Origin of the sequence: Nocardioides sp. Soil805, assembly GCF_001429625.1 — a bacterium.
Lineage (GTDB): Bacteria > Actinomycetota > Actinomycetes > Propionibacteriales > Nocardioidaceae > Nocardioides.
Window position 1 is genome coordinate 417,316 of the sequence record NZ_LMSU01000003.1, and the last position, 19,678, is coordinate 436,993.

General features: G+C 72.1%; 21 protein-coding genes. 13 read left to right on the forward strand and 8 right to left on the reverse strand.

What is annotated here, in order from left to right; all coding sequences use genetic code 11:
• Window positions 1-92: 92 nt before the first annotated feature.
• Genes ASG94_RS16875 through ASG94_RS16885 form a run of 3 tightly spaced genes read right to left on the reverse strand, consistent with a single transcriptional unit; the run spans window position 93 to window position 4,237 of the window.
• Window positions 93-458 (reverse strand): cupin domain-containing protein, encoded by a 366-nt coding sequence (locus tag ASG94_RS16875; protein WP_056927627.1) that lies wholly within the window; start codon window positions 456-458, stop codon window positions 93-95.
• On the reverse strand, window positions 459-3,230 hold the full coding sequence (gene cphA, locus ASG94_RS16880; RefSeq protein WP_056927628.1) for a cyanophycin synthetase: 2,772 nt from the start codon (window positions 3,228-3,230) through the stop codon (window positions 459-461).
• Window positions 3,227-4,237 (reverse strand): cyanophycinase, encoded by a 1,011-nt coding sequence (locus ASG94_RS16885; protein WP_082624274.1) that lies wholly within the window; start codon window positions 4,235-4,237, stop codon window positions 3,227-3,229. Before ASG94_RS16885 ends, cphA begins: the two co-directional genes overlap by 4 nt.
• Before the next feature lie 33 nt (window positions 4,238-4,270).
• Here ASG94_RS16885 and ASG94_RS16890 point away from each other — a divergent pair, with 33 nt between their 5' ends.
• Both ASG94_RS16890 and ASG94_RS16895 read left to right on the forward strand, forming a co-directional pair.
• Window positions 4,271-4,810, forward strand: a complete 540-nt coding sequence (locus ASG94_RS16890) for a SixA phosphatase family protein (RefSeq protein WP_235537304.1) — start codon at window positions 4,271-4,273, stop codon at window positions 4,808-4,810.
• 19 nt (window positions 4,811-4,829) lie between these two features.
• Complete coding sequence (locus ASG94_RS16895; RefSeq protein WP_235537305.1) at window positions 4,830-5,582, forward strand: putative protein N(5)-glutamine methyltransferase; 753 nt, start codon at window positions 4,830-4,832, stop codon at window positions 5,580-5,582.
• On the opposite strand, the gene serB is transcribed toward ASG94_RS16895, so the two are convergent.
• Window positions 5,560-6,780 (reverse strand): phosphoserine phosphatase SerB, encoded by a 1,221-nt coding sequence (gene serB / locus ASG94_RS16900; RefSeq protein WP_056927629.1) that lies wholly within the window; start codon window positions 6,778-6,780, stop codon window positions 5,560-5,562. The genes ASG94_RS16895 and serB overlap by 23 nt on opposite strands.
• 35 nt (window positions 6,781-6,815) lie before the next feature.
• Complete coding sequence (locus ASG94_RS16905; RefSeq protein WP_056927630.1) at window positions 6,816-7,550, reverse strand: hypothetical protein; 735 nt, start codon at window positions 7,548-7,550, stop codon at window positions 6,816-6,818.
• 61 nt (window positions 7,551-7,611) lie between these two features.
• Between ASG94_RS16905 and ASG94_RS16910 the strand changes: the two genes are divergently transcribed.
• The 4 genes from ASG94_RS16910 to ASG94_RS21825 are packed head-to-tail and all read left to right on the forward strand — an operon-like array spanning window position 7,612 to window position 10,907.
• Window positions 7,612-8,412: an ABC transporter ATP-binding protein gene (locus tag ASG94_RS16910; protein WP_056927631.1), complete on the forward strand. Its 801-nt coding sequence runs from the start codon at window positions 7,612-7,614 to the stop codon at window positions 8,410-8,412.
• A gap of 29 nt (window positions 8,413-8,441) precedes the next feature.
• Entirely contained in the window at window positions 8,442-8,903 is a 462-nt protein-coding gene (locus tag ASG94_RS16915; protein WP_056927632.1) for an NfeD family protein, read from the forward strand.
• Between the two features lie 53 nt (window positions 8,904-8,956).
• On the forward strand, window positions 8,957-10,141 hold the full coding sequence (locus ASG94_RS16920; protein WP_056927633.1) for an SPFH domain-containing protein: 1,185 nt from the start codon (window positions 8,957-8,959) through the stop codon (window positions 10,139-10,141).
• 7 nt (window positions 10,142-10,148) lie between these two features.
• Window positions 10,149-10,907: a sulfite exporter TauE/SafE family protein gene (locus ASG94_RS21825; protein ID WP_056927634.1), complete on the forward strand. Its 759-nt coding sequence runs from the start codon at window positions 10,149-10,151 to the stop codon at window positions 10,905-10,907.
• Window positions 10,908-10,928: 21 nt separating this feature from the next.
• On the opposite strand, the gene ASG94_RS16930 is transcribed toward ASG94_RS21825, so the two are convergent.
• Window positions 10,929-11,882, reverse strand: a complete 954-nt coding sequence (locus ASG94_RS16930) for an alpha/beta hydrolase (RefSeq protein ID WP_056927635.1) — start codon at window positions 11,880-11,882, stop codon at window positions 10,929-10,931.
• Window positions 11,883-11,985: 103 nt separating this feature from the next.
• Between ASG94_RS16930 and ASG94_RS16935 the strand changes: the two genes are divergently transcribed.
• The 5 genes from ASG94_RS16935 to ASG94_RS16955 are packed head-to-tail and all read left to right on the forward strand — an operon-like array spanning window position 11,986 to window position 14,698.
• Window positions 11,986-12,828: a YbaB/EbfC family nucleoid-associated protein gene (locus ASG94_RS16935; RefSeq protein ID WP_056927636.1), complete on the forward strand. Its 843-nt coding sequence runs from the start codon at window positions 11,986-11,988 to the stop codon at window positions 12,826-12,828.
• Window positions 12,829-12,855: 27 nt separating this feature from the next.
• Complete coding sequence (locus ASG94_RS16940; protein WP_056927637.1) at window positions 12,856-13,164, forward strand: hypothetical protein; 309 nt, start codon at window positions 12,856-12,858, stop codon at window positions 13,162-13,164.
• 31 nt (window positions 13,165-13,195) lie between these two features.
• Entirely contained in the window at window positions 13,196-13,906 is a 711-nt protein-coding gene (locus ASG94_RS16945; protein WP_056927638.1) for a hypothetical protein, read from the forward strand.
• Between the two features lies 1 nt (window position 13,907).
• Window positions 13,908-14,267 carry a hypothetical protein gene (locus tag ASG94_RS16950; RefSeq protein WP_056927639.1) on the forward strand — a complete coding sequence of 120 codons (360 nt, stop codon included), beginning with the start codon at window positions 13,908-13,910 and terminating at the stop codon, window positions 14,265-14,267.
• Window positions 14,268-14,287: 20 nt separating this feature from the next.
• A complete protein-coding gene (locus ASG94_RS16955) occupies window positions 14,288-14,698 on the forward strand; it encodes a hypothetical protein (protein ID WP_056927640.1) in 411 nt (136 codons plus the stop codon).
• 65 nt (window positions 14,699-14,763) lie between these two features.
• On the opposite strand, the gene ASG94_RS16960 is transcribed toward ASG94_RS16955, so the two are convergent.
• Complete coding sequence (locus ASG94_RS16960) at window positions 14,764-16,353, reverse strand: catalase (RefSeq protein WP_082624275.1); 1,590 nt, start codon at window positions 16,351-16,353, stop codon at window positions 14,764-14,766.
• A gap of 118 nt (window positions 16,354-16,471) precedes the next feature.
• The gene (locus tag ASG94_RS16965) at window positions 16,472-16,888 is read right to left on the reverse strand and encodes an ankyrin repeat domain-containing protein (protein ID WP_082624276.1); all 417 of its coding nucleotides are present in this window, start codon (window positions 16,886-16,888) and stop codon (window positions 16,472-16,474) included.
• 79 nt (window positions 16,889-16,967) lie between these two features.
• On the opposite strand from ASG94_RS16965, the gene ASG94_RS16970 reads away from it, so the two are divergent.
• A complete protein-coding gene (locus tag ASG94_RS16970) occupies window positions 16,968-18,071 on the forward strand; it encodes a PP2C family protein-serine/threonine phosphatase (protein ID WP_156411647.1) in 1,104 nt (367 codons plus the stop codon).
• A 149-nt stretch (window positions 18,072-18,220) separates the two neighbouring features.
• A complete protein-coding gene (locus ASG94_RS16975; RefSeq protein WP_056927642.1) occupies window positions 18,221-19,600 on the forward strand; it encodes an NAD-dependent succinate-semialdehyde dehydrogenase in 1,380 nt (459 codons plus the stop codon).
• Window positions 19,601-19,678 lie beyond the last annotated feature (78 nt).

The window sequence follows — 19,678 nt, forward strand, 5'->3', positions numbered from 1 at the left end:
ACGCGCACGAAAGTGCCCGGTCGGCAGCTCCCACTTGTCAGGAAGTGCCCGGTCGGCGGGTCTCAGGTGACAGGAAATGCCCGGTCGGCAGGTCAGGTGTCGCCGGGGTCGACCTGCTCCCCGGGAGCCCCGATGTCCAGGTCGCCCTCGACGATCATGGCGGTCATCCCGCCCGGCGAGCGCGTCTCGTGCACCTCGCCGGGTTCCCAGACCGCAGCGGTGCCCGCGGTGAGTCGGCGTACGACGCCCTCCGCGCCGGCGACCTCGGCCTCACCCGCCAGCACGACGAGCAGCTGCCGCCCGCCGGCCGGGTGGCGTCCGATGACCCCACCCGGGGCGAGGGAGACCGCGACGAGGTGGGCGTCCGCGCTGATCCCGAAGGCACCCACCGAGAAGCCGCGGCTCCCGTGCGCCTCGACCGGCCGGTGCGGCAGGTCGCTCAGCGCGAGGATCCGCACTCAGGACTCCGTCGGCGCCGTGTAGTCGGGGTCGGCGGCCGGGGTGTCCGACGACGCGCCCGCGCCGGCCTGGGCCTGGGAGGACCAGTTCTCCAGCTCGGTCATCACCTCGGCGTGCTTGTCGACGCACACGACCACCAGGTCGCCCTTGTTGGCGCGGTTGAGCGCGTGACGGACCGCCGAGATCTCGTCGAGGACCTCCTCGGCCTGCTTGCACCGCGACCCCTCGGCCATGGCGTTGCGGACGCCCTCGAGCACCAGTCCGGCGACCTCGCCGCGCTCGCGGCCACGCAGGGCCACGTCCTCGCGCACGATGCAGACGTCGAAGTGCTGGGCCGCGATGTGCCCGAGCTCGCGCATGTCCTCGTCGCGCCGGTCGCCGGCGGTCGCGATGATGCCGATGCGCGACGGCCGGGCCAGGTCGTGGGAGGACTCCAGCGAGTCACCGACGCGGTCGACGAAGTCGCCCAGCATCTTCATGCCCGGCGCGTTGTGGCAGTAGTCGACGATCACGTTGACGCCGTTGACCTCGACCTCGTTGAGGCGGCCGGGGGAGAGGTAGTAGTTGGTCGAGAAGCTCCGCAGGCCCTGCCGGATGTCGTGGAGCGGGGCGCCGGCGGCGAACGCCGCGGCGGCCGCGGCCAGGGCGTTCTGGACGTTCATCCGCGCCTTGCCGCCGAAGGTCGCAGGCAGGAGGTGGGTCCAGGCGAGCTGCATCTCCCGGCGTCCGTGGCGTACGACGATCATCTCGCCGCGCTCTGACGGGTCGAGGACCAGCGCCTTGCCGCCGCGGCGGCAGTGCGCGTCGATCATGTCGCGGGCCTCGGACCCGGGCTCGTCCATGGAGAACCACACGACCTGGCCGGAGCACCGCCGGCGCATCTCGCGCACCAGCGGGTCGTCGGCGTTGAGGACCGCGTGGCCGTCGCGGGGGACGGCCTCCACGATGACCGCCTTGACGTCGGCGAGCTGCTCGACGGTGTCGATGCCGCGCAGTCCGAGGTGGTCGGGCTGCACGTTGAGCACCACGGCGACGTCGTTGCGCTCGTAGCCGAGGCCCTCGCGCAGGATGCCGCCGCGGGCGACCTCGAAGACGGCCGTGTCCACGCGCGGGTTCTGCAGGACCATCCGGGCCGACCGCGGACCGCTGGCGTCGGCGCGGATCACCAGGCGCTCGTCGATGACGACGCCGTCGGTGGAGGTCATGCCGACCTTGCGGCCCATCCCCTTGAAGATGTGGCTGATCATCCGGCTGGTCGTCGTCTTCCCGTTGGTGCCGGTCACCGCGATGATCGGGATCCGCGACGTGGCGCCCGGCGGGAACAGCATGTCGACGACGGGCTTGGCGATGAACTGGGGCTCGCCGATCGTCGGGTGGGTGTGCATCCGGAATCCCGGTGCGGCGTTGACCTCGCAGATCGCACCGCCGGCCTCGCGGACGGGCTCGGTGATGTCGGGGCAGATGAAGTCGATGCCCGCGATGTCGAGGCCGACCATCCGGGCGGCCTCCTCGGCGATCTCGACGTTCTCGGGGTGCGCCTCGAAGGTGCGGTCGATCGAGATGCCACCGGTCGACATGTTGCCGGTGAGCGCGAGCTTGACCATCTCGCCCTCGGCGGGCACGGACTGCAGCGAGTGGCCCTGGCCGGCCAGCACCTCGAGCGCGGCCTCGTCCACCTTGATCCGGGTGAGGACCTTCTCGTGGCCGACGCCGCGACGCGGGTCGGCGTTGGTCAGGTCGACGAGCTGCTCGACGGTCGAGGTGCCGTCACCGGTGACCGACGCCGGCACCCGCTCGGCGATCGCGACCATCCGCCCGTCGATGATCAGGCAGCGGTAGTCCTTGCCCGTCACGAACGACTCCACGATGACGGTGCCGCGCCGCGACTGCTCGCGGGCGACCTCGAAGGCCCCGCGGACGTCCTCCTCGGACCGCAGGTCCAGGCAGACGCCGCGCCCGTGGTTGCCGTCCAGCGGCTTGACCACGACGGGGTAGCCGATCCGGCGGGCCGCGGCCACGGCGGCGTCGGCCGAGCGCACCGACTCCTGCTTGGGGACCGGCAGGCCGGCCGCACCGAGGAGCTTGGTCGTGAGGTCCTTGTCGGAGGCGATGTCGACGGCGATCGACGACGTCTCCGACGTCATGGTGGCCCGGATGCGCTTGGCGTGCACGCCCTGCCCGAGCTGGACGAGGGAGTACTGGTTGAGGCGGATCCACGGGATGTCCCGGGAGACCGCCTCGTCCACGATCGCCTGCGTGGAGGGCCCGAACGCGGTCCGCTCGGCGCGCCGGATGAAGGCGTCGCGCTCGGCCTCCCACTCGAAGTCGGGGTCGCCCTGGACGAGGTGGTTGACGAGCCGCACCGCGAGCTTGCCGGCCTCGAGGCCGACCTGCTCGTCGACGTACCCGTAGATGATGTTGTAGCGGCCCGGCTGCCCCTTGACCGACCGCGTCTTGCCGCGCCGGATGTCGTGGCCGACGACCTGCTGCAGCGACAGGGCGACGTGCTCGGCGACGTGGCCCAGCCAGGTCCCCTCCTGCAGCCGCTCGAGGAAGCCGCCGCGGCGACCGCGCGAGCAGGAGTGCTCGCGCAGCCCCGGCAGCATCGCCACCAGCTCGTCGGTGAAGCCCGGCAGGGTGTTGGTCGGGAAGTCCTCCAACGAGCCGAGGTCGACGACGAGGTGCACCGACTTGTCGTACGACCAGACGTTGGCGCCGCGGTAGACGCGGGTCTCGAGGATCGTCAGGTCGGGCGTGGGACGCTCGCTCATGCAGTCTCTCCGTCCGGAGCAGGGGTGGGGGTGGTGACGGGGGCGGTGGTCGGTGGGGAGGTCGCGGTGACCCGGCGGGCGCGCGCCAGCCGGCGGCGCAGGTTGGTGGGGGAGACGTCGCCGGCGGCGATGTCGCGGGCCAGCTTGCGCAGGTCGCGCCCGGCCTCGGCGATCTCCTCGGCCTCGCTGTCGTCGATCACCGGCTCGCGGGGCACCAGGGCGCGCGCCGTCAGGTCGTACGACGACCCGGCCGGCAGCACGTGGAGGGTCAGGCCGCTGGCCAGCAGCGGTGCCGAGCGGTGCGCCTCGTGGGCGTTGGAGACCATCCGGGCCGGGTCGAGGATGGTCACGGCCCCCTTGCCCGCGACACGCAGCACCTCGTGGCCGTCGATGACGTCCACGATGGCGGCGGTGTCCTCGTCGACGCCGATCCCCAGCAGCTGGGGGCTCTGCGCGACGATCATCAGCAGCCGGCCGTAGCGGTTGCGCTGGTCGAAGTGCTGGTCGATGACGGTCGAGCCCACCAGGCCGAGCCCGGCGGCGACCTGCGTCATCCGCTGCTTGGGCGTGGCGCCGCCCGAGCCGAAGGCGACCATGTGCGAGGACTGGATGCTGGCGCCGGCCGAGGTGCCCGCGACGACCGCGCCGCGCTCGTGGGCCGCGACGATCGCGTCGCCGAACGGCGTGCCGCACACGACCCCGGACAGCTTGAGCTGGTTGCCGCCGGTCATGAAGATCCCGGTCGCGTCGTCGATGGCGGCGACCAGGTCGGGGTCGTGCGCCTCGTCGCGGCTCTCGGGACGGGCTGCGCGCACCTGCCCGGCGCCGAGCTTGGTGAAGAGCGCCTCGTAGACCTCGACGATCTCGGGACCGAGGGAGGAGGCGGTGGGGATCACCACGATGCGGGCGTCGTGGCCGCCGCTGGCGACCACGAACTCCTTGAGGATCGTGCGCTTGCGCAGCTTGTCCTCGGCGCCGCCGATGATCATGAGGGGTCCTGAGGGCATGACAGGCAGGCTATCGGCTGGGACAGTGTGCCCGTGCACGAGACGCCCGCCGCCCAGACGACACCCGCCCGACGGCTGGTGGTCATGCGCCACTCCAAGTCCGAGTCGTGGGGGGAGTCCGACCAGGGACGCGCTCTCGAGCCCCGCGGGCGGGACGACGCGACGGCCACCGGGCGGTGGTTGGCCGAGCGGGGCTTCGTGCCGGACCACGCCCTGGTCTCGACCGCGGTCCGCACCCGCGAGACCTGGGAGGCCGTCGCGGAGGCCGCAGGGTGGGACGTCGAGCCCGACTTCGACACCGGCCTCTACGCCGCTGGCCCGGAGGCCGCCCTCGACCTGATCCGCGAGGTCCCGCCGACCGCCACCGACGTGATCGTCATCGGCCACAACCCCACGGTGGCCTACCTCGCCCAGCTCCTCGACGACGGCGCCGGTGACGCCGACGCGGGTGCGGCGATGGCCGGCGGCTACCCGACGTCCGCGGTCACGGTGCTGGAGTACGACGGTGCCTGGGTCGAGCTGGACATGGCCTCCGCCTCGGTGGTGGCCTTCCACGTCGCCCGGTCCGAGTGAGCTGGGGCTGAGCGCCCCGGTGTCCCTCGTCACCCGGCTGCGGGCCGCGGGGTGCGTCTTCGCCGAGGACGAGGCGCGGCTGCTCCTGGGCACCGGCCTCACCGGCGCGGCCCTGGAGGTCCTGGTGCTGCGACGGCTCTCGGGCGAGCCGCTGGAGACCGTGCTGGGCTGGGTCGACTTCGCCGGTCACCGGCTGGTCGTCGCGCCGGGTGTCTTCGTGCCCCGGCGCCGTACCGAGCTGTTGGCGCGCGTCGCGGCGTCGTACGCCGGTCCTGCGAGCACGCTGCTCGAGCTGTGCTGCGGGGTCGCCCCGGTCGCCGCGGTGGTCACGGCGGGCGAGGTGCACGCCAGCGACGTCGACCCCGTCGCACTGGAGTGCGCGCGGCGCAACGTCGCGCACGGCAGCCTGCACCTCTCCGACCTGTACGACGCCCTCCCGGACGCCCTGCGCGGGCGCGTCGACGTGCTCGTGGCCAACGCGCCGTACGTGCCCACGGACCGGATCGCGCTGATGCCGCCCGAGGCACGCGACCACGAGCCGGCCGTCGCGCTCGACGGCGGGGCCGACGGCGTCGACCTGCACCGCCGGATCGCCGCGGGCGCGCCCGCGTGGCTGGCGCCCGGCGGGGTGCTGCTCGTCGAGACGAGCCCCGACCAGGCGCCGCTCACCGCGACCGCGATGCGCGACGCCGGGCTCGACCCGCGTGTCGAGCGCGACGACGAGGTCGGCGGCTGCGTCGCGGTGGGTCTCAGACCGGCGGGGACGGGGTGACGATCCCGTCGGCGGCGTCCGCGGCCTCGATCTCCTCGCGGGAGATGCCGAGCAGGTAGAGGATCGTGTCCAGGTAGGGCACGTTGACGGAGGCGTCGGCCGCGTCGCGCACCACCGGCTTGGCGTTGTAGGCGATGCCGAGGCCGGCGGCGTTGAGCATGTCGAGGTCGTTGGCCCCGTCGCCGATGGCGATGGTCGCGTCGACCGGCACCCCGATGTCCGCGGCGAACTCCCGCAGCGCGGTGGCCTTGCCGGCCCGGTCGACGACCTCGCCGACCACCTGCCCGGTGAGGCGTCCGTCGACGATCTCGAGCTCGTTGGCCCGGGAGTAGTGGATGCCGAGGTCGGCGGCCAGCCTGCGGGTGATGTGGGTGAAGCCGCCCGAGACGATCGCGAAGCGGTAGCCCAGGCGCCGCAGCACCCGGACCATGGTGCGCGCGCCGGGCGCCAGCTCGATGGAGTCGTAGACCTCGTCCAGCGCCGACTCCGGGACCCCCTCGAGCAGGGCGACCCGCTCGCGCAGCGACTCCTCGAAGTCGATCTCGCCGCGCATCGCGCGCTCGGTGACCGCGGCGACCTCCGCCTCGCAGCCCGCGTGGGCGGCGATCATCTCGATGACCTCGCCCTGGATGAGGGTGGAGTCGACGTCCATGACGATGAGCCGCATCGACCGGCGCAGCAGGCTGGCCGGCTGCACGGCGATGTCGATGCCCTGGGCGGCGGCCTCGACGGCCAGGAGCGGGCGCAGCACCTCCGGCTCCACGCCCGAGATCGCCAGGTCGATGGCCGTGACGGGGTAGCGCGCCATCCGCTCGATGCGGTCGATGTTGGCGCCGCAGTCGGCGATCCGGCCCGCGATCGCGGACATCGCCGCGGCCCGGAGCGGGGCGCCGAGCACGGTGACGTGGGAGCGCCCCGACCCACGCTCGCGGTTGTCGCCCACACCACGGTCGACGTCGACCTGCATGCCCAGCGAGGACGCGGTCTCCTCGATGGCGTCCCGGAGCTTCTTCCAGTCCCGCGGGGCGGTGATGAGCACCCCGAGCACGAGGCGGCGGCGCAGCACGATCTGCTCGATGTCGACGACCTCGACACCGGCGGCCGACAGCGTCGCGAACATCGCGGACGTGACGCCGGGCCGGTCCTTGCCGGTCAGGGTCACCAGGAGGGTCTTGGGCTGCTCGTCCACGTCGCTCATCTCGGGCCCGAGGCTATCCCCGCCGGAGGGGGTGCTCAGGACTCCGGCCACACCTCGGGCGAGCACGCCGCGACGACCGCACGGCGCGAGGCCCGCTCCAGCGGCGCGAGGGCGTCGCGCCGGCGCGCGATCTCGTACGACGACAGGGCCCCGCCGTCGTCCTCGAGCGCCAGGTCGACGATCGCCCACCCCTGGAGCCCGCGGGCGGCCAGGTCGGTGCAGCGCGACGGCACGCCGAGCGGTGCGTCCAGCTCGGCCCGGTGCCGCAGGTTCATCAGCCGGTCGGCCACCTCGGGCCGCCACCTGGCGACGTCGAGCTCGGCGAGCAGGTTGGCCGAGTCGACGAGCGCGGCCCGCAGGGCCCGGTCGGCCTCGCCCACGTCGGGCAGCTGTCGCGGCGCCGACGGCAGCACCTGCCAGCGCACCACCTCGCCCACGACGCTGGGCACCAGCGCGAAGGACGCGAGCACCACGGCCTCGCCGGACTCCACGGCCCGGTCGTTGAGCGCGCGCGGACCGCCGAGCCCGAGCAGGTCGCCCTCCACGGGAAGGGCGAGCCCCGCGCGGTCGGCGCCGCTGCGTCGGGCCGCGACGAAGGCGTCGAGCAGCGTCGTACCGGACCCGTCGGTGAGCTCGGCCAACCCCTCGACGACGTGCCCGAGGTCGCCGTGGGTGACGGCGTCGAGGACGTGGTCGGTGACCTCGTCGCCGCGCAGCCAGGCGGTCAGCCACCAGGCGAGGCGGCCGGAGAGGGGGAGTTCGAGTGACACGGCTGGTGAGGATACGTCGGTACCGCCGGGAGCGGGGTCGCCGCTGGATAGGGTGAGCCGCATGAGCGCCGTGATCGAGTGTGCAGGTCTCACGGTGCGCCGTGGTGGGGCAACGCTCCTCGAGGACGTCGACTGGACGGTCGAGGAGGACGAGCGCTGGGTCCTCATCGGCCCCAACGGCGCCGGCAAGACCACCCTGCTCCAGGTCGCCTCGGCGCAGATCCATCCCACCTCCGGTGTCGCCGGCATCCTCGGCGAGGTGCTCGGCACCGTCGACGTGTTCGACCTGCGCCCGCGGATCGGGCTCACCAGCGCCGCACTCGCGGACCGCATCCCGCGCAGCGAGCTCGTGCAGGACGTCGTCGTCTCCGCGTCGTACGGCGTGCTGGGTCGCTGGCGCGAGGAGTACGACACCCTCGACCACGACCGGGCCGCCGACCTGCTCCGCGAGATCGGCGCCGCGCACCTCGTCGACCGCACCTTCGGCACCCTCAGCGAGGGGGAGCGCAAGCGCGTCCAGATCGCGCGCGCCCTGATGACCGACCCCGAGCTGCTGCTGCTCGACGAGCCCGCCGCAGGTCTCGACCTCGGCGGTCGGGAGGACCTCGTCTCGACGCTGAGCGTGCTCGCGCTGGACCCGGACTCGCCCGCGACGGTCCTGGTCTCCCACCACGTCGAGGAGATCCCGCCGGGCTTCACCCACGCGATGATGCTGCGCCACGGCCGGGTGGTCGCGCAGGGCCCGCTGGAGCGCGTCGTGACCGAGGAGGCGCTGTCCGAGACCTTCCAGATGCCGCTGCGGCTGAGCGTCGAGGACGGCCGGTACGCCGCCCGGCGACGCACCCGTCGCAGCGCCGTTTGACGCTCGACCCCACCGGATAGGGTCTGGTCATGGACTGGCTGCTGCGACACCTGTGGGAGGCCTGGTTGGGCCTGGCCATCGTGCTCGGGGTGGTTGAGATGTTCAGCCTCGACCTGATCGTGGGCATGCTCGCGATCGGTGCCGTCGTCGGCATGGTGCTCGCGCTCGTCGACGCCCCCGTCGCCCTGCAGGTCCTCGGCGCGGCCGGCGCCTCGGTGGCGATGCTGGCCCTGGTGCGGCCCTCCATGATCAAGAACCTGCGCGCCGGGCCTGAGCTCTCGCTCGGCCACGACAAGCTCGTCGGCACCCAGGGCGTCGTGATCGCCGAGATGAGCGGGCTCTCCACCGGCCGCATCAAGATCGGCGGGGAGGACTGGTCCGCGCGTCCCTACGACGAGACGATGACCATCCCCGCGGGCGAGACCGTCGAGGTCCTCGCCATCCGGGGAGCGACGGCCTTCGTGCACCCGGTGGCCCGACTCGAGTCCTGACCGCACCACCTATTGTCTGCACCCATCACCACCACTCCACGGGGGAGACCCACATGACCACAGCACTACTGATCCTGTTCGTGCTGCTCGTCCTGTTCATCGTCGTGCTGCTCGCCAAGACCGTCCGGATCGTGCCGCAGGCACGCGCCGGGATCGTCGAGCGCTTCGGCAAGTACAAGGGCACGCTGCCCGCCGGCCTCAACATCCTGGTGCCGTTCATCGACAGGTTGCGCTACCTCATCGACCTGCGTGAGCAGGTGGTGAGCTTCCCGCCGCAGCCGGTGATCACCGAGGACAACCTCGTGGTCTCCATCGACACCGTCATCTACTTCCAGGTGACCGACCCGGTCGCCGCGACGTACGAGATCGCCAACTACATCCAGGCCATCGAGCAGCTCACCATGACCACGCTGCGCAACATCGTCGGTGGCATGGACCTCGAGGAGACGCTCACCAGCCGCGACTCGATCAACTCCGGCCTGCGGGGCGTGCTCGACGAGGCGACCGGAAAGTGGGGCATCCGGGTCAACCGGGTCGAGCTCAAGGGCATCGACCCGCCGCCCTCCATCAAGGACTCGATGGAGAAGCAGATGCGCGCCGACCGCGAGAAGCGCGCCGTCATCCTCACCGCCGAGGGCCAGCGCCAGGCCGCGATCCTCACCGCCGAGGGTTCCAAGCAGTCGCAGATCCTCAACGCCCAGGGTGACCGCGAGTCGCAGATCCTCCGCGCCCAGGCCGACCGCGAGGCCTCGATCCTGCGTGCCCAGGGTGAGGGACAGGCCATCCAGACGGTCTTCCAGGCCATCCACGACGGCCAGCCCGACCAGTCGCTGCTGGCCTACCAGTACCTCCAGATGATGCCCAAGATCGCCGAGGGCAGCGCCAACAAGGTGTGGGTCATCCCCTCCGAGATCACCAAGGCGATGGAGGGCCTCGGCTCCTCGATCCACGAGATCGCCGGCATCCCCAAGGACGCGACGCCGCGCACCCGCGTCGACATGGGCCCCAGCGAGCCGCAGGGCGGCGTCAGCGCGTCCGGTGACGCCGAGCTGAGCGACGCGAGCAAGGCCGTCCAGGAGGCCATCGCGGCCGCCGAGTCGGCCGCCCGGCCGGGCCGCGCCAGCCTCACCCCCGACGCCCTCGGCGGCACGACGCCGCCGGTCTCCTCCGAGCCCGTCGACCCGTCCGCGGGCGAGGGCCCGGTCGACCCGAGCGCCCCGGGGGCAGCCGGCCAGTGAGTGACGCGTGACCTGGGTCGAAGCCGTCCTCATCGCCCTCGCGGGCGTGGCGGCCGGCACCATCAACACGGTGGTGGGGTCGGGGACGTTGATCACGTTCCCGACCCTGCTGGCGTTCGGCGTACCACCGGTGACGGCCAACGTCTCCAACTCGATCGGTCTGGTGCCGGGCTCGGTCACCGGGGCCGTCGGCTACCGGCGAGAGCTGCGCGGGCAGCGTTCTCGCCTCCTGCACCTGGCGAGCGCCTCGGGCCTCGGCGGCCTCCTCGGCGGGGTGCTGCTGCTGTGGCAGCCCGGCGCCTTCGAGGTCGTCGTGCCGGCGCTCATCCTGCTCGGCCTGCTCCTGGTGCTGGCCGGTCCCCGCATCTCGGCGTACGTCGCCCGCCGTCACGAGGCCAGCGGCGGCCTGCCCGAGCGCGGCGCGTGGTGGGTGTGGCCCGGGATGTTCGCGTGCGGGGTGTACGGCGGCTACTTCGGTGCCGCCCAGGGCGTGCTGATGATGGCGGTGCTCGGCATCGGGGTCGACGAGACCCTCCAGCGGCTCAACGGCGCCAAGAACGTCCTCGCCGCGCTGGTCAACGGCATCTCCGGGGTGCTCTTCGTCCTGGTGGCCGACGTGGACTGGCGCATCGTCGGGCTGATCGGGGTCGGCGCCGTGGTCGGCGGGGTGATCGGCTCCTCGGTCGGGCGTCGCCTGCCGGCAGCGGTGCTGCGCGCCTTCATCGTCGTGGTGGGCGTGGTGGCGCTGGTCGCCTTCCTCGTCTGAGGTCGCGAGACCGGTCCCGCGTCAGGCGGGCACCCAGGCCTGCAGCCAGGTGTCGAGCTCGTCGTACACCTTCGCCCGCACCTCCGGCAGGGACAGCACCACGTCGTGCCGCGCGCCGTCGACGGCGATGCTGGTGACGTGTCGCCCCAGGCTGGAGGCCCAGCGGCGGATCTGCTCGACGTCGAGGACCACGTCGTTGCGGTGCACGGCGTCGCCCATCGTCGTGGGCCACGCGGACGTGGTCGACGAGAGCACCAGGCACGGCGCCGGCACGTCGAGCCCGCGGTGCAGCTCGGCGTGGCCGCGGCGCACGGCGCGCAACCACCCGACGTACACGGGATAGGACTCGACGGGCTTCCAGTCGAGGTTGAAGTCGAACTCGCCGTGGTGGTCGCGGTGCAGGGACTGGGTGTAGACGCCGCTGACCTTGCGGGGGATGAGTCGCCGCGGCTGCCGTGAGCCCATCCGGTCGAGCGCGATCCGGGCGGCGGGCGTGCGCAGCCAGGCCGAGCCCTGCAGGTCGAACCACGGCGAGTTGAGGAAGACCCCCGCGAGCCCCTCCGGTCGACGCTCGTGCAGCCACAGCGGCAGGGTCAGCCCGCCGGTGGAGTGGGCGGTGGCCACCACCGTCGTGTGGTCGCGCGCGACCCGCTCCCACGCGGCGTCGAGGTCGGGGAAGTACTCCCGCAGGTCCTCGACGTAGTTGGGGGTCTGGTGCTGGAGGAGGGAGCGGCCGTACTTGCGCAGGTCGAGGGCGTAGAAGTCGTGGCCCCGCGCGTTCCACCACTCGGCGTACTCGGTGTGGAAGAAGTAGTCGGCGAAGCCGTGGACGTGCAGCACGGCGCGGTGCGTCGGCTCCGGCGCCGGGCGGTGGACGAGGGTCGCGACGACCGGTCCCTCCGCGTCCTCGCCGAGGTCCAGCGTCTCCACGGTGTACGGCGCGCCGAGGACGTCGTACGTCGGGTCGCTGGGCATGGGCCCGACGATATCGGCCCACCGCCGCAGATGCCGGTCGGCTGCTGGTTTCGGGGCGCACCGGATGGGCATGGTCGTGCTGACACACGACCGAGGGAGAGACATGGCACTGAGCGACGCCGAGCAGCTGGCGAACATCCAACGCGGGTTCGAGGCCGATGCCCAGCCCTTCGTGGACGCGGGCCGGCAGGTGACGAGCCGTGAGGCCGAGGACGTCGACGGCATCGTGAAGGTGACGATCAACAAGCGCGGGCAGCTGACGGCCGTGCTCATCGACAACGGCTGGGAGGCTGCCCTCGGCACCGGCGGGCTCGGCCCGGCGGTCGTCTCGGCCTACCAGCGGGCGGTCACCGACCGCGCCGAGGCCTTCACGACGCAGGTGACCGAGCCCCGGCCCGACGGCGCGAGCGGCACGACGACGCCGGCCGGGGGCGCGTCGGCCGGGACGACGGCGGGGGACTCCGAGGCCGAGGAGGTCTCCGGCGTTCCCGGCATGGCGGCGCCCGGCGAGGCCGCCGAGCAGGCCATGCAGGACTCGGTGCAGATGCAGGAGGCGGTCCGGGATGCGCTGCGAGGTCGCGGCAGCACCCTGAGCGACGACGCCGTGACCGCCGGGCTGTTCAGCTACATGGAGGCCGTCGAGTCGGCCCTCGACCGGGCGCTGGGCCAGGTGGAGGCGGTCGCGACCACGACGGTCGAGGGGGCCAGCGGCTCCGGCCGTGTCCGGGCGACGGTGACGATGGCCGGCGACCTGCAGGGCCTCGAGCTCGACCCGTCGTGGGCCCCTTCCGCCCACCCGTTCAACCTCTCGCGCGAGACGGTCGAGGCGGTCAACGACGCCCTGCGCCGCGCGGCGCTGCGCAGTGCCGAGAGCACCGACCTGGCCGACATCAAGCGGCTGACGTCCGACCCGCAGCTGCTGCTCGAGCACCTGCGCCTGACCTGACCCGGCACTTCCCCGAAAGGACCGCCCATGAACCTCAAGGCCGATCTCGACGCCCTGACAGCCGACGCCAACCTCTGGTCGGCCTCCTCCGACACGCTCAGCTCGGCGTCGACCTCCGCCAGCGGCCTGACGATCCCGGCGTACGCCTTCTCCTTCGCCGGCGGGGACGTCCACGCCAAGTACGAGGAGGTCCGCGCGTGGGTGGAGAAGTACCTCTCCGAGGGCAGCAAGGAGCAGGAGGGCGCCTCCAAGGCGCTCATCAAGATCCGCGACGACTTCACGAGCACCGACGAGGCACAGCGCGACCAGTACCAGGGCATGTGGGACCCCCAGTAATCCCGCACCGACGACTTCGAAGGAGACTCCCATGAGCTGGGACGCGATCATCGCCAAGATCAACGAGTGGATCGACAAGATCCAGAACAAGTTCCAGGAGCTGGTGGACAAGGTCCAGAGCATCCTGAGCAAGATCCCCGGCTGGGCCGAGCGGCTCATCGACGGCTTCATCGACCTGTGGAACAAGATGCTCGACAAGGTCCAGGAGTTCTGGGACTGGCTGTACGGCAAGCTGCAGTACGCCGGCAACCTGCCCTGGCTCAGCGAGACCAAGGACGCGTGGCACACCTCGGTCGGCAAGCCCGTCTACGACGAGTCCAAGAAGGTCGAGGACGACGACCTCGCCGTCGACGACCCGGACAAGTGGCAGGGCCAGGCGGCCCAGGCGTACGCCGGCAAGGTCGGCGACCAGCACTCGGCGATGCAGTCGGTGGGCCAGACCTACGTCACCGCCATCACCGCGGCCCTGGACGCCGCCCACGACGGGATCCGGGACTTCTGGATCGGCATCGTGGCCGGCCTGGCCGTCCTCTACGGCTGCTTCGTCGCCGCGGTGATCTCCGCGGCGACGATCGTGGGGGCGATCGCCTCGCCGGAGTTCCTGATCGGTGGTGTCGGCGGCTTCCTGATCGGGGCCGGCATCGGGATCCACCAGCTCACGAGCGGGATGGACAACGCGCAGGAGTCGCTCGACACCATGGCGATGTACAACACCGATCCCTGGCCCGAGTTCGCTGTCTGACGTGACCCTGGCCCTGGTGCTGCTCCTCGTAGCCGTCGGCTTCGCGACTTCCGGGACGTGGCTCGTCACCCACGGTGACGGCCTCGTCCACCGGGAGCGGTTCTGGGTGCTGCACTACGCGTGGGGCGCCCTGCCGTTCCTGCTGCTCGGCGTCGCCGCGGCGCTGCTCGCGACCGGGGACGACTACCAGTCCTGGCTCGTCGCCGTGGCCGCGCTGTTCTTCGTCTGGGCGGCGGCCGCGCTCGTCGCCTGGATCCGCGTGGGGGGCCGCACGATCGTCGTCGTGGCCCACCTCGCTGCGGGGTGGGCCGCCCTGGCGACCATGGCCCTAGGGTTGCCGCCGACGGCCCGCTCGGGATGACCACGATGAGGAGTGACCACATGTCGAACGCCACGACCAGCAATGCCACCACCGGCTCGACCCGCAACGCCACGCTGGGGTCGGTGCTCTTCGCGACCTTCGCGCTCGGGTTCGTCGTCGCGACGCTGGTCCAGCTCTCCGGCGGGGAGCGCGACACCGCTCACGTGCTGGCGTACGCCGCCTCGCCCATCCCGTTCCTCGTCCTCGGCGCCGTCGCGTGCCGGGTCGTCCAACCGGCGTCGTACCAGCGGCTGATGCTCCTCTTCGGCGTCCTGCTGCTCGTGTGGATGGCCTGCTCGGCATGGGCGCTGGCGACGGTCGGCGGAGATGCCGGAGCCGTCGTGCTCATCCACATGCTGTGTGCGGGTGCCGGCGCGGTCAACGTGCTGTTCATCCGCGCTGCCGCGCGGGATCGCGGACTCACGATCTGACCGCTCCACCGACGAAGGGCCCCGGGCGTCGCCCGGGGCCCTTCGCTGTCGTGCGTGCGGTGCGATCAGCTCGACGCGTGGGTCTCGCTCTCCACCACCGGCGAGGACGCGTCGTCCTGGGCGTCGTCCGGCTGCCCGCCGGGGTTGTCGTTGGGTCCGTCGGCGCGCACGAGTTCCTCGATCTGCTTGCCGCAGTCGGCGTCGACGGCCTTCCAGTAGGCGAAGGCCCGCTCCAGGACGTCGCCCTCGACACCGCCGAGCAGGTGCCCGGCGACGGTCTTGACGAAGTTGGCCCGGATCTCGTCGTCCCACACCTCGCGCACGAGGGTGCCGGCCTGGCCGAAGTCGTCGTCGTCGCTGCGCAGCGTGTAGGCCTGGCGGACCATCGCGCCGTCGGCCTCCCAGCCGTCGCTCACCTCGCCGACCTCGTCGGCGTACCCGCGACCGAAGGAGTTGGGCGCGTAGACGGGGTCATCGGCACGGTGCTCGTAGGCCATCGGGCCGTCCTGCGTGTAGGTGTTGATCTCCACGCGGGGCCGGTTGACCGGCAGCTGCAGGTAGTTGGGGCCGATGCGGTAGCGGTGCGTGTCGGAGTAGGCGAAGGCCCGCCCGAGCAGCATCTTGTCGGGGGAGAAGCCGATGCCCGGCACGGTGGCCGACGGCTCGAAGGCGGCCTGCTCGATCTCGGCGAAGAAGTTCTCCGGGTTGCGGTCCAGCGTCATGGTGCCGACCTCGATGAGCGGGTAGTCGCTGTGCGGCCACACCTTGGTGAGGTCGAACGGGTTGAAGCGGTAGGTCCGGGCGTCCTCGTAGGGCATCGCCTGGATCGACAGCGTCCACGACGGGTGGTCACCGGCCGCGATGGAGTCGTAGAGGTCGCGACGGTGGAAGTCGGCGTCCTCGCCGGCGATGCGGGTGGCGTCGGCGTCGGCGAGGCCCTCGACCCCCTGGTTGCTGTGGAAGTGGTACTTCACCCAGTGCTTCTCACCGGCGGCGTTGATCCACAGGTAGGTGTGCGATCCGTAGCCGTTCATGTGGCGGTAGGACTTCGGGATGCCGCGATCGCCCATGAGGTAGGTGACCTGGTGGGCCGACTCGGGGTTGAGCGACCAGAAGTCCCACTGCATGTTGTTGTCGCGCAGGCCGTTGCCACCGCGGCGCTTCTGCGAGCGGATGAAGTGCGGGAACTTCATGGTGTCGCGGATGAAGAAGACGGGCGTGTTGTTGCCGACGAGGTCGTAGTTGCCCTCGCTGGTGTAGAACTTCAGCGCGAAGCCGCGGGGGTCGCGCCAGGTGTCGGGGGAGCCCTGCTCGCCGGCGACGGTGGAGAAGCGCGCGAGCATCTCGGTCTCCACACCGGGCTGGAAGAGCGCGGCCTTGGTGTAGGCGCTGACGTCCTGGGTGGTCTCGAAGCGACCGAAGGCGCCGGAGCCCTTCGCGTGCACGTTGCGCTCGGGGATGCGCTCGCGGTTGAAGTGCGCCATCTGGCTCAGGAAGTGGACGTCGTGGAGCAGGATCGGTCCGTCGGCGCCCAGCGTGAGCGAGTTGCGGTCGCTCGGAGCGGGAGACCCGGTGTCGGTCGTCGAGCCGAGGTGGGCCTCCGACGAGGGGGCCGTGGCGATCGAGCTGTCCGTGGGCTGGGGCAGGTCGGGCATGTCACTCCTGGGGTGGTGGGTGTGGGTCGCGCGCCGAGGTCGCGGGCCGCGTCCGAACCTCTCCAACGTCCCACCCACTCTGGAACGGGTCAAGAAAACACGCCCGCGGGGGTGGTGGTCATCCGAGGAGGTCGGCGCGCCCGAACATCTCCGCGGTGGCGCGGGCGCTCGGGGTGCCTACGTCGGGGTCGGCCCCGGCGTGGAGCAGGGCGGCCACGACGGCGTCCTCGCCCTTGAAGACCGCACCGGCGAGCGGTGACTGGCCACGCGCGTTGAGGCGGTCCGGATCGGCGCCGCGGCCCAGCAGCATGGCGACGGTGTCGACGTGCCCGTGGTAGGCCGCCAGCATCACCACGGTGTTGCCGTCGGCGTCCGGGTGGTTGGCGGGGAAGCCACCGTCGAGGTAGCGCGTCAGCAGGTCGGTCTCGCCCTGGCGCGCACAGTCCATGGCGAAGGCGACGATGCCGGCGAGCTCGCTGTCGGTGTCCTCGTCCGCAGGCGCTGCGGGCACGGGCTGGTCGCGGTCTGGCGTCATGGTCCTGAGAGCGTAGGGGGCACCTCCGACATCGGGCGATCGCCCTCGGCCGCGGGGTCCTGCGGACTATTCTCTGGAGGTGTCGACGACCCTCGGAACCGTGCCCCGCCGGGTGGCGACGCACGTGCACCACCGGGTCGAGGGCTGGCGCACCGGGTCCCGCGCGAGCCAGGTCTACGTGCTGGGCATCCTGCTCGGCGTCTCCGCCGCGTCCTTCGTCGCCTCGTGGGTGGCCTACGACGCGGTGCCGCTGACGCTGTGGTTCGTGTGGCTGCTGCTCGGCGTGCTGCTCCTGCGGACCGTGCCGCTGCTCGTGCTCTCCGGGGCCGTCCTCCTCGCGGCCACGGCCGCGACGCTGCACGACGGCCTCGACGGATCGTCCGCCGCCGCCCTGGTCACGCTGGCGGTGTCGGTGGGCCTGGTGGTCGGCCAGTCGAGCCGGCAGCGCTCCGGGTTGCCGGTCGCGCTCAGCGAGCCGATGCTCGCCCAGCTGCGTGACCGCCTGCAGCGGCAGGGCGTCGTACCCGACCTGCCGGGTCCGTGGCGGTCCCAGTCGGCGATGCTGAGCGCCCACGGCACGGGGTACGCCGGGGACTTCCTGGTGGCCGACCTGCGGGAGGGACGGCACCTGGAGATGGTCCTGGTCGACGTGTGCGGCAAGGGCGCCTCGGTCGGACCGCAGGCCCTGCAGTTCGCCGGGGCGCTGGGTGGCCTGCTCGGCGCGCTGCCGCCCGACGCGCTGATGCGCGCGGCCAACGCCTTCCTGCTGCGCCAGGACTCCGACGAGTCCTTCGCGACGGCCGTGCACGTGCTGGTCGACCTGGAGACGGGGGACTACACGATCACCAGCGCCGGCCACCCTCCGGTGCTGCACTGGCACCCCGCCCACCGCGAGTGGGGCGTCGACAACGCGCGAGGGACGGCGCTCGGCGTGGTGCCCGACCCGGAGCTGCACGCCAGCGAGGGACGCCTCGGCGAGGGCGAGGCGCTGATGTTCTACACCGACGGGGTGATCGAGACCCGCGGCCGCGACCTCGACGACGGGCTGGCGTGGCTGCGCGGGGTGGCCCGCAGTGCCGTGCTCACCCACGGCTTCGCCGGTGTCGCGCGAGCCGTCCTGCGCGAGGTGCCGCGCGGCAACGACGACCGGGCCGTGCTGGTGCTCGACCTGCGTGCCGGCTGATCCGGCGCCCCGGGGTGCACCGCGCCCGCTGCCCCGGCCGATGGTGGGACTCGTCACGGCGGCCGGCCCTTGTGCAGCCGAGTGCCGAGCGTACGTTCGAGGACGGACGAGCACCTTCGTGCTCACCCCCACGTTCGAGAGGTTCCAGCATGAGCGACTACCAGGTTGTCAATCCGTCCACCGGCACGGTCGAGAAGGAGTACCCCACCGCGACCGACGCCGAGGTGCAGGAGGCCTTGACGCGCACCCACGCGGCGTACGCCGAGTGGCGGACCACCGACAAGGACGAGCGATCCCGGGTGCTGCGCCGCGTCGCCGACCTGTACGACGAGCGGTCGGACGAGCTCGCCGCGATCATCGCGCGGGAGATGGGCAAGCCGGTGCGCGAGGGCAAGGGCGAGCTCCAGCTCGTCGCCTCGATCTACCGCTACTACGCCGACCAGGGCCCGGGCCTGCTGGCCGACACTCCGCTCGACCCGGCGATGGGCGGCACGGCGCTGGTCCGCAAGGAGCCGATCGGGCCCCTGCTCGGGATCATGCCGTGGAACTTCCCGTACTACCAGGTGGCCCGTTTCGCCGCGCCCAACCTGATGATCGGCAACACGATCCTGCTCAAGCACGCTCCGCAGTGCCCCGAGTCGGCGCTCGCGATCGAGCGGATCTTCGCCGACGCGGGACTGCCCGCTGACGCCTACATCAACCTCTTCGCCACCAATGAGCAGTCGGCCGACATCATCGCCGACCCGCGCGTGGTCGGCGTCTCGGTGACCGGCTCCGAGCGGGCCGGGTCCGCCGTGGCCGAGGTGGCGGGGCGCAACCTCAAGAAGGTCGTGCTGGAGCTCGGCGGCTCCGACCCGTTCATCCTGCTGGACGCCGACGACCTCGGGGCCGCGGTGAAGTCAGCGGTGCGTGGCCGGATGGGCAACGCCGGCCAGGCCTGCAACGGCGCCAAGCGGATGATCGTCGTCGACGAGATGTACGACGCCTTCGTCGAGCAGTTCAGCGCCGCGATGGCGGCGTTGACCCCCGGCGACCCGTTCGACGAAGCAGCCGGATTCGGTCCGCTCTCCTCCGAGGGCGCAGCGAACAACCTCCTCGAGCAGCTCCACGACGCCGTGGCGAAGGGTGCGGTCGTGCGCACCGGCGGCTCGCGGGTCGACCGCCCGGGGGCGTTCGTCGAGGCCACCGTGCTGACCGACGTCACGCCCGACATGCGCGCCTACCGCGAGGAGCTCTTCGGCCCCGCGGCCGTCGTCTACCGGGTGGCCGACGCCGCGGAGGCCGTCGCGCTGGCCAACGACTCGGCCTTCGGGCTCGGCGGGGTGGTCTGGAGCGCCGACCCCGACAAGGCCCAGCAGGTCGCCGACCAGCTCGACACCGGCATGGTCTGGATCAACAGCTCCCAGGGCTCGTTCGCCGACCTCCCGTTCGGCGGGACGAAGCGCTCCGGTGTCGGCCGCGAGCTCGGGCCCTACGGGATCGACGAGTTCGTCAACAAGAAGCTGATCTACACCCCGGCGGCTCGCTGAGCCTGCGTCGGACCCCCGGGCGCCTGAGGGCGCCCGGGGCTGCTCGTCGGACTCCGCGACGTCCCGGCCGCCCATGCA

Coding starts and splice junctions, on each gene's coding strand:
- cphA (WP_056927628.1), bottom strand. CDS start 3,230: ATGAGCGAGCGTCCCACGCCCGACCTGACGATCCTCGAGACCCGCGTC.
- ASG94_RS16885 (WP_082624274.1), bottom strand. CDS start 4,237: ATGCCCTCAGGACCCCTCATGATCATCGGCGGCGCCGAGGACAAGCTG.
- serB (WP_056927629.1), bottom strand. CDS start 6,780: ATGAGCGACGTGGACGAGCAGCCCAAGACCCTCCTGGTGACCCTGACC.
- ASG94_RS16910 (WP_056927631.1), top strand. CDS start 7,612: ATGAGCGCCGTGATCGAGTGTGCAGGTCTCACGGTGCGCCGTGGTGGG.
- ASG94_RS16915 (WP_056927632.1), top strand. CDS start 8,442: ATGGACTGGCTGCTGCGACACCTGTGGGAGGCCTGGTTGGGCCTGGCC.
- ASG94_RS16920 (WP_056927633.1), top strand. CDS start 8,957: ATGACCACAGCACTACTGATCCTGTTCGTGCTGCTCGTCCTGTTCATC.
- ASG94_RS16930 (WP_056927635.1), bottom strand. CDS start 11,882: ATGCCCAGCGACCCGACGTACGACGTCCTCGGCGCGCCGTACACCGTG.
- ASG94_RS16935 (WP_056927636.1), top strand. CDS start 11,986: ATGGCACTGAGCGACGCCGAGCAGCTGGCGAACATCCAACGCGGGTTC.
- ASG94_RS16940 (WP_056927637.1), top strand. CDS start 12,856: ATGAACCTCAAGGCCGATCTCGACGCCCTGACAGCCGACGCCAACCTC.
- ASG94_RS16945 (WP_056927638.1), top strand. CDS start 13,196: ATGAGCTGGGACGCGATCATCGCCAAGATCAACGAGTGGATCGACAAG.
- ASG94_RS16955 (WP_056927640.1), top strand. CDS start 14,288: ATGTCGAACGCCACGACCAGCAATGCCACCACCGGCTCGACCCGCAAC.
- ASG94_RS16960 (WP_082624275.1), bottom strand. CDS start 16,353: ATGCCCGACCTGCCCCAGCCCACGGACAGCTCGATCGCCACGGCCCCC.
- ASG94_RS16965 (WP_082624276.1), bottom strand. CDS start 16,888: ATGACGCCAGACCGCGACCAGCCCGTGCCCGCAGCGCCTGCGGACGAG.
- ASG94_RS16975 (WP_056927642.1), top strand. CDS start 18,221: ATGAGCGACTACCAGGTTGTCAATCCGTCCACCGGCACGGTCGAGAAG.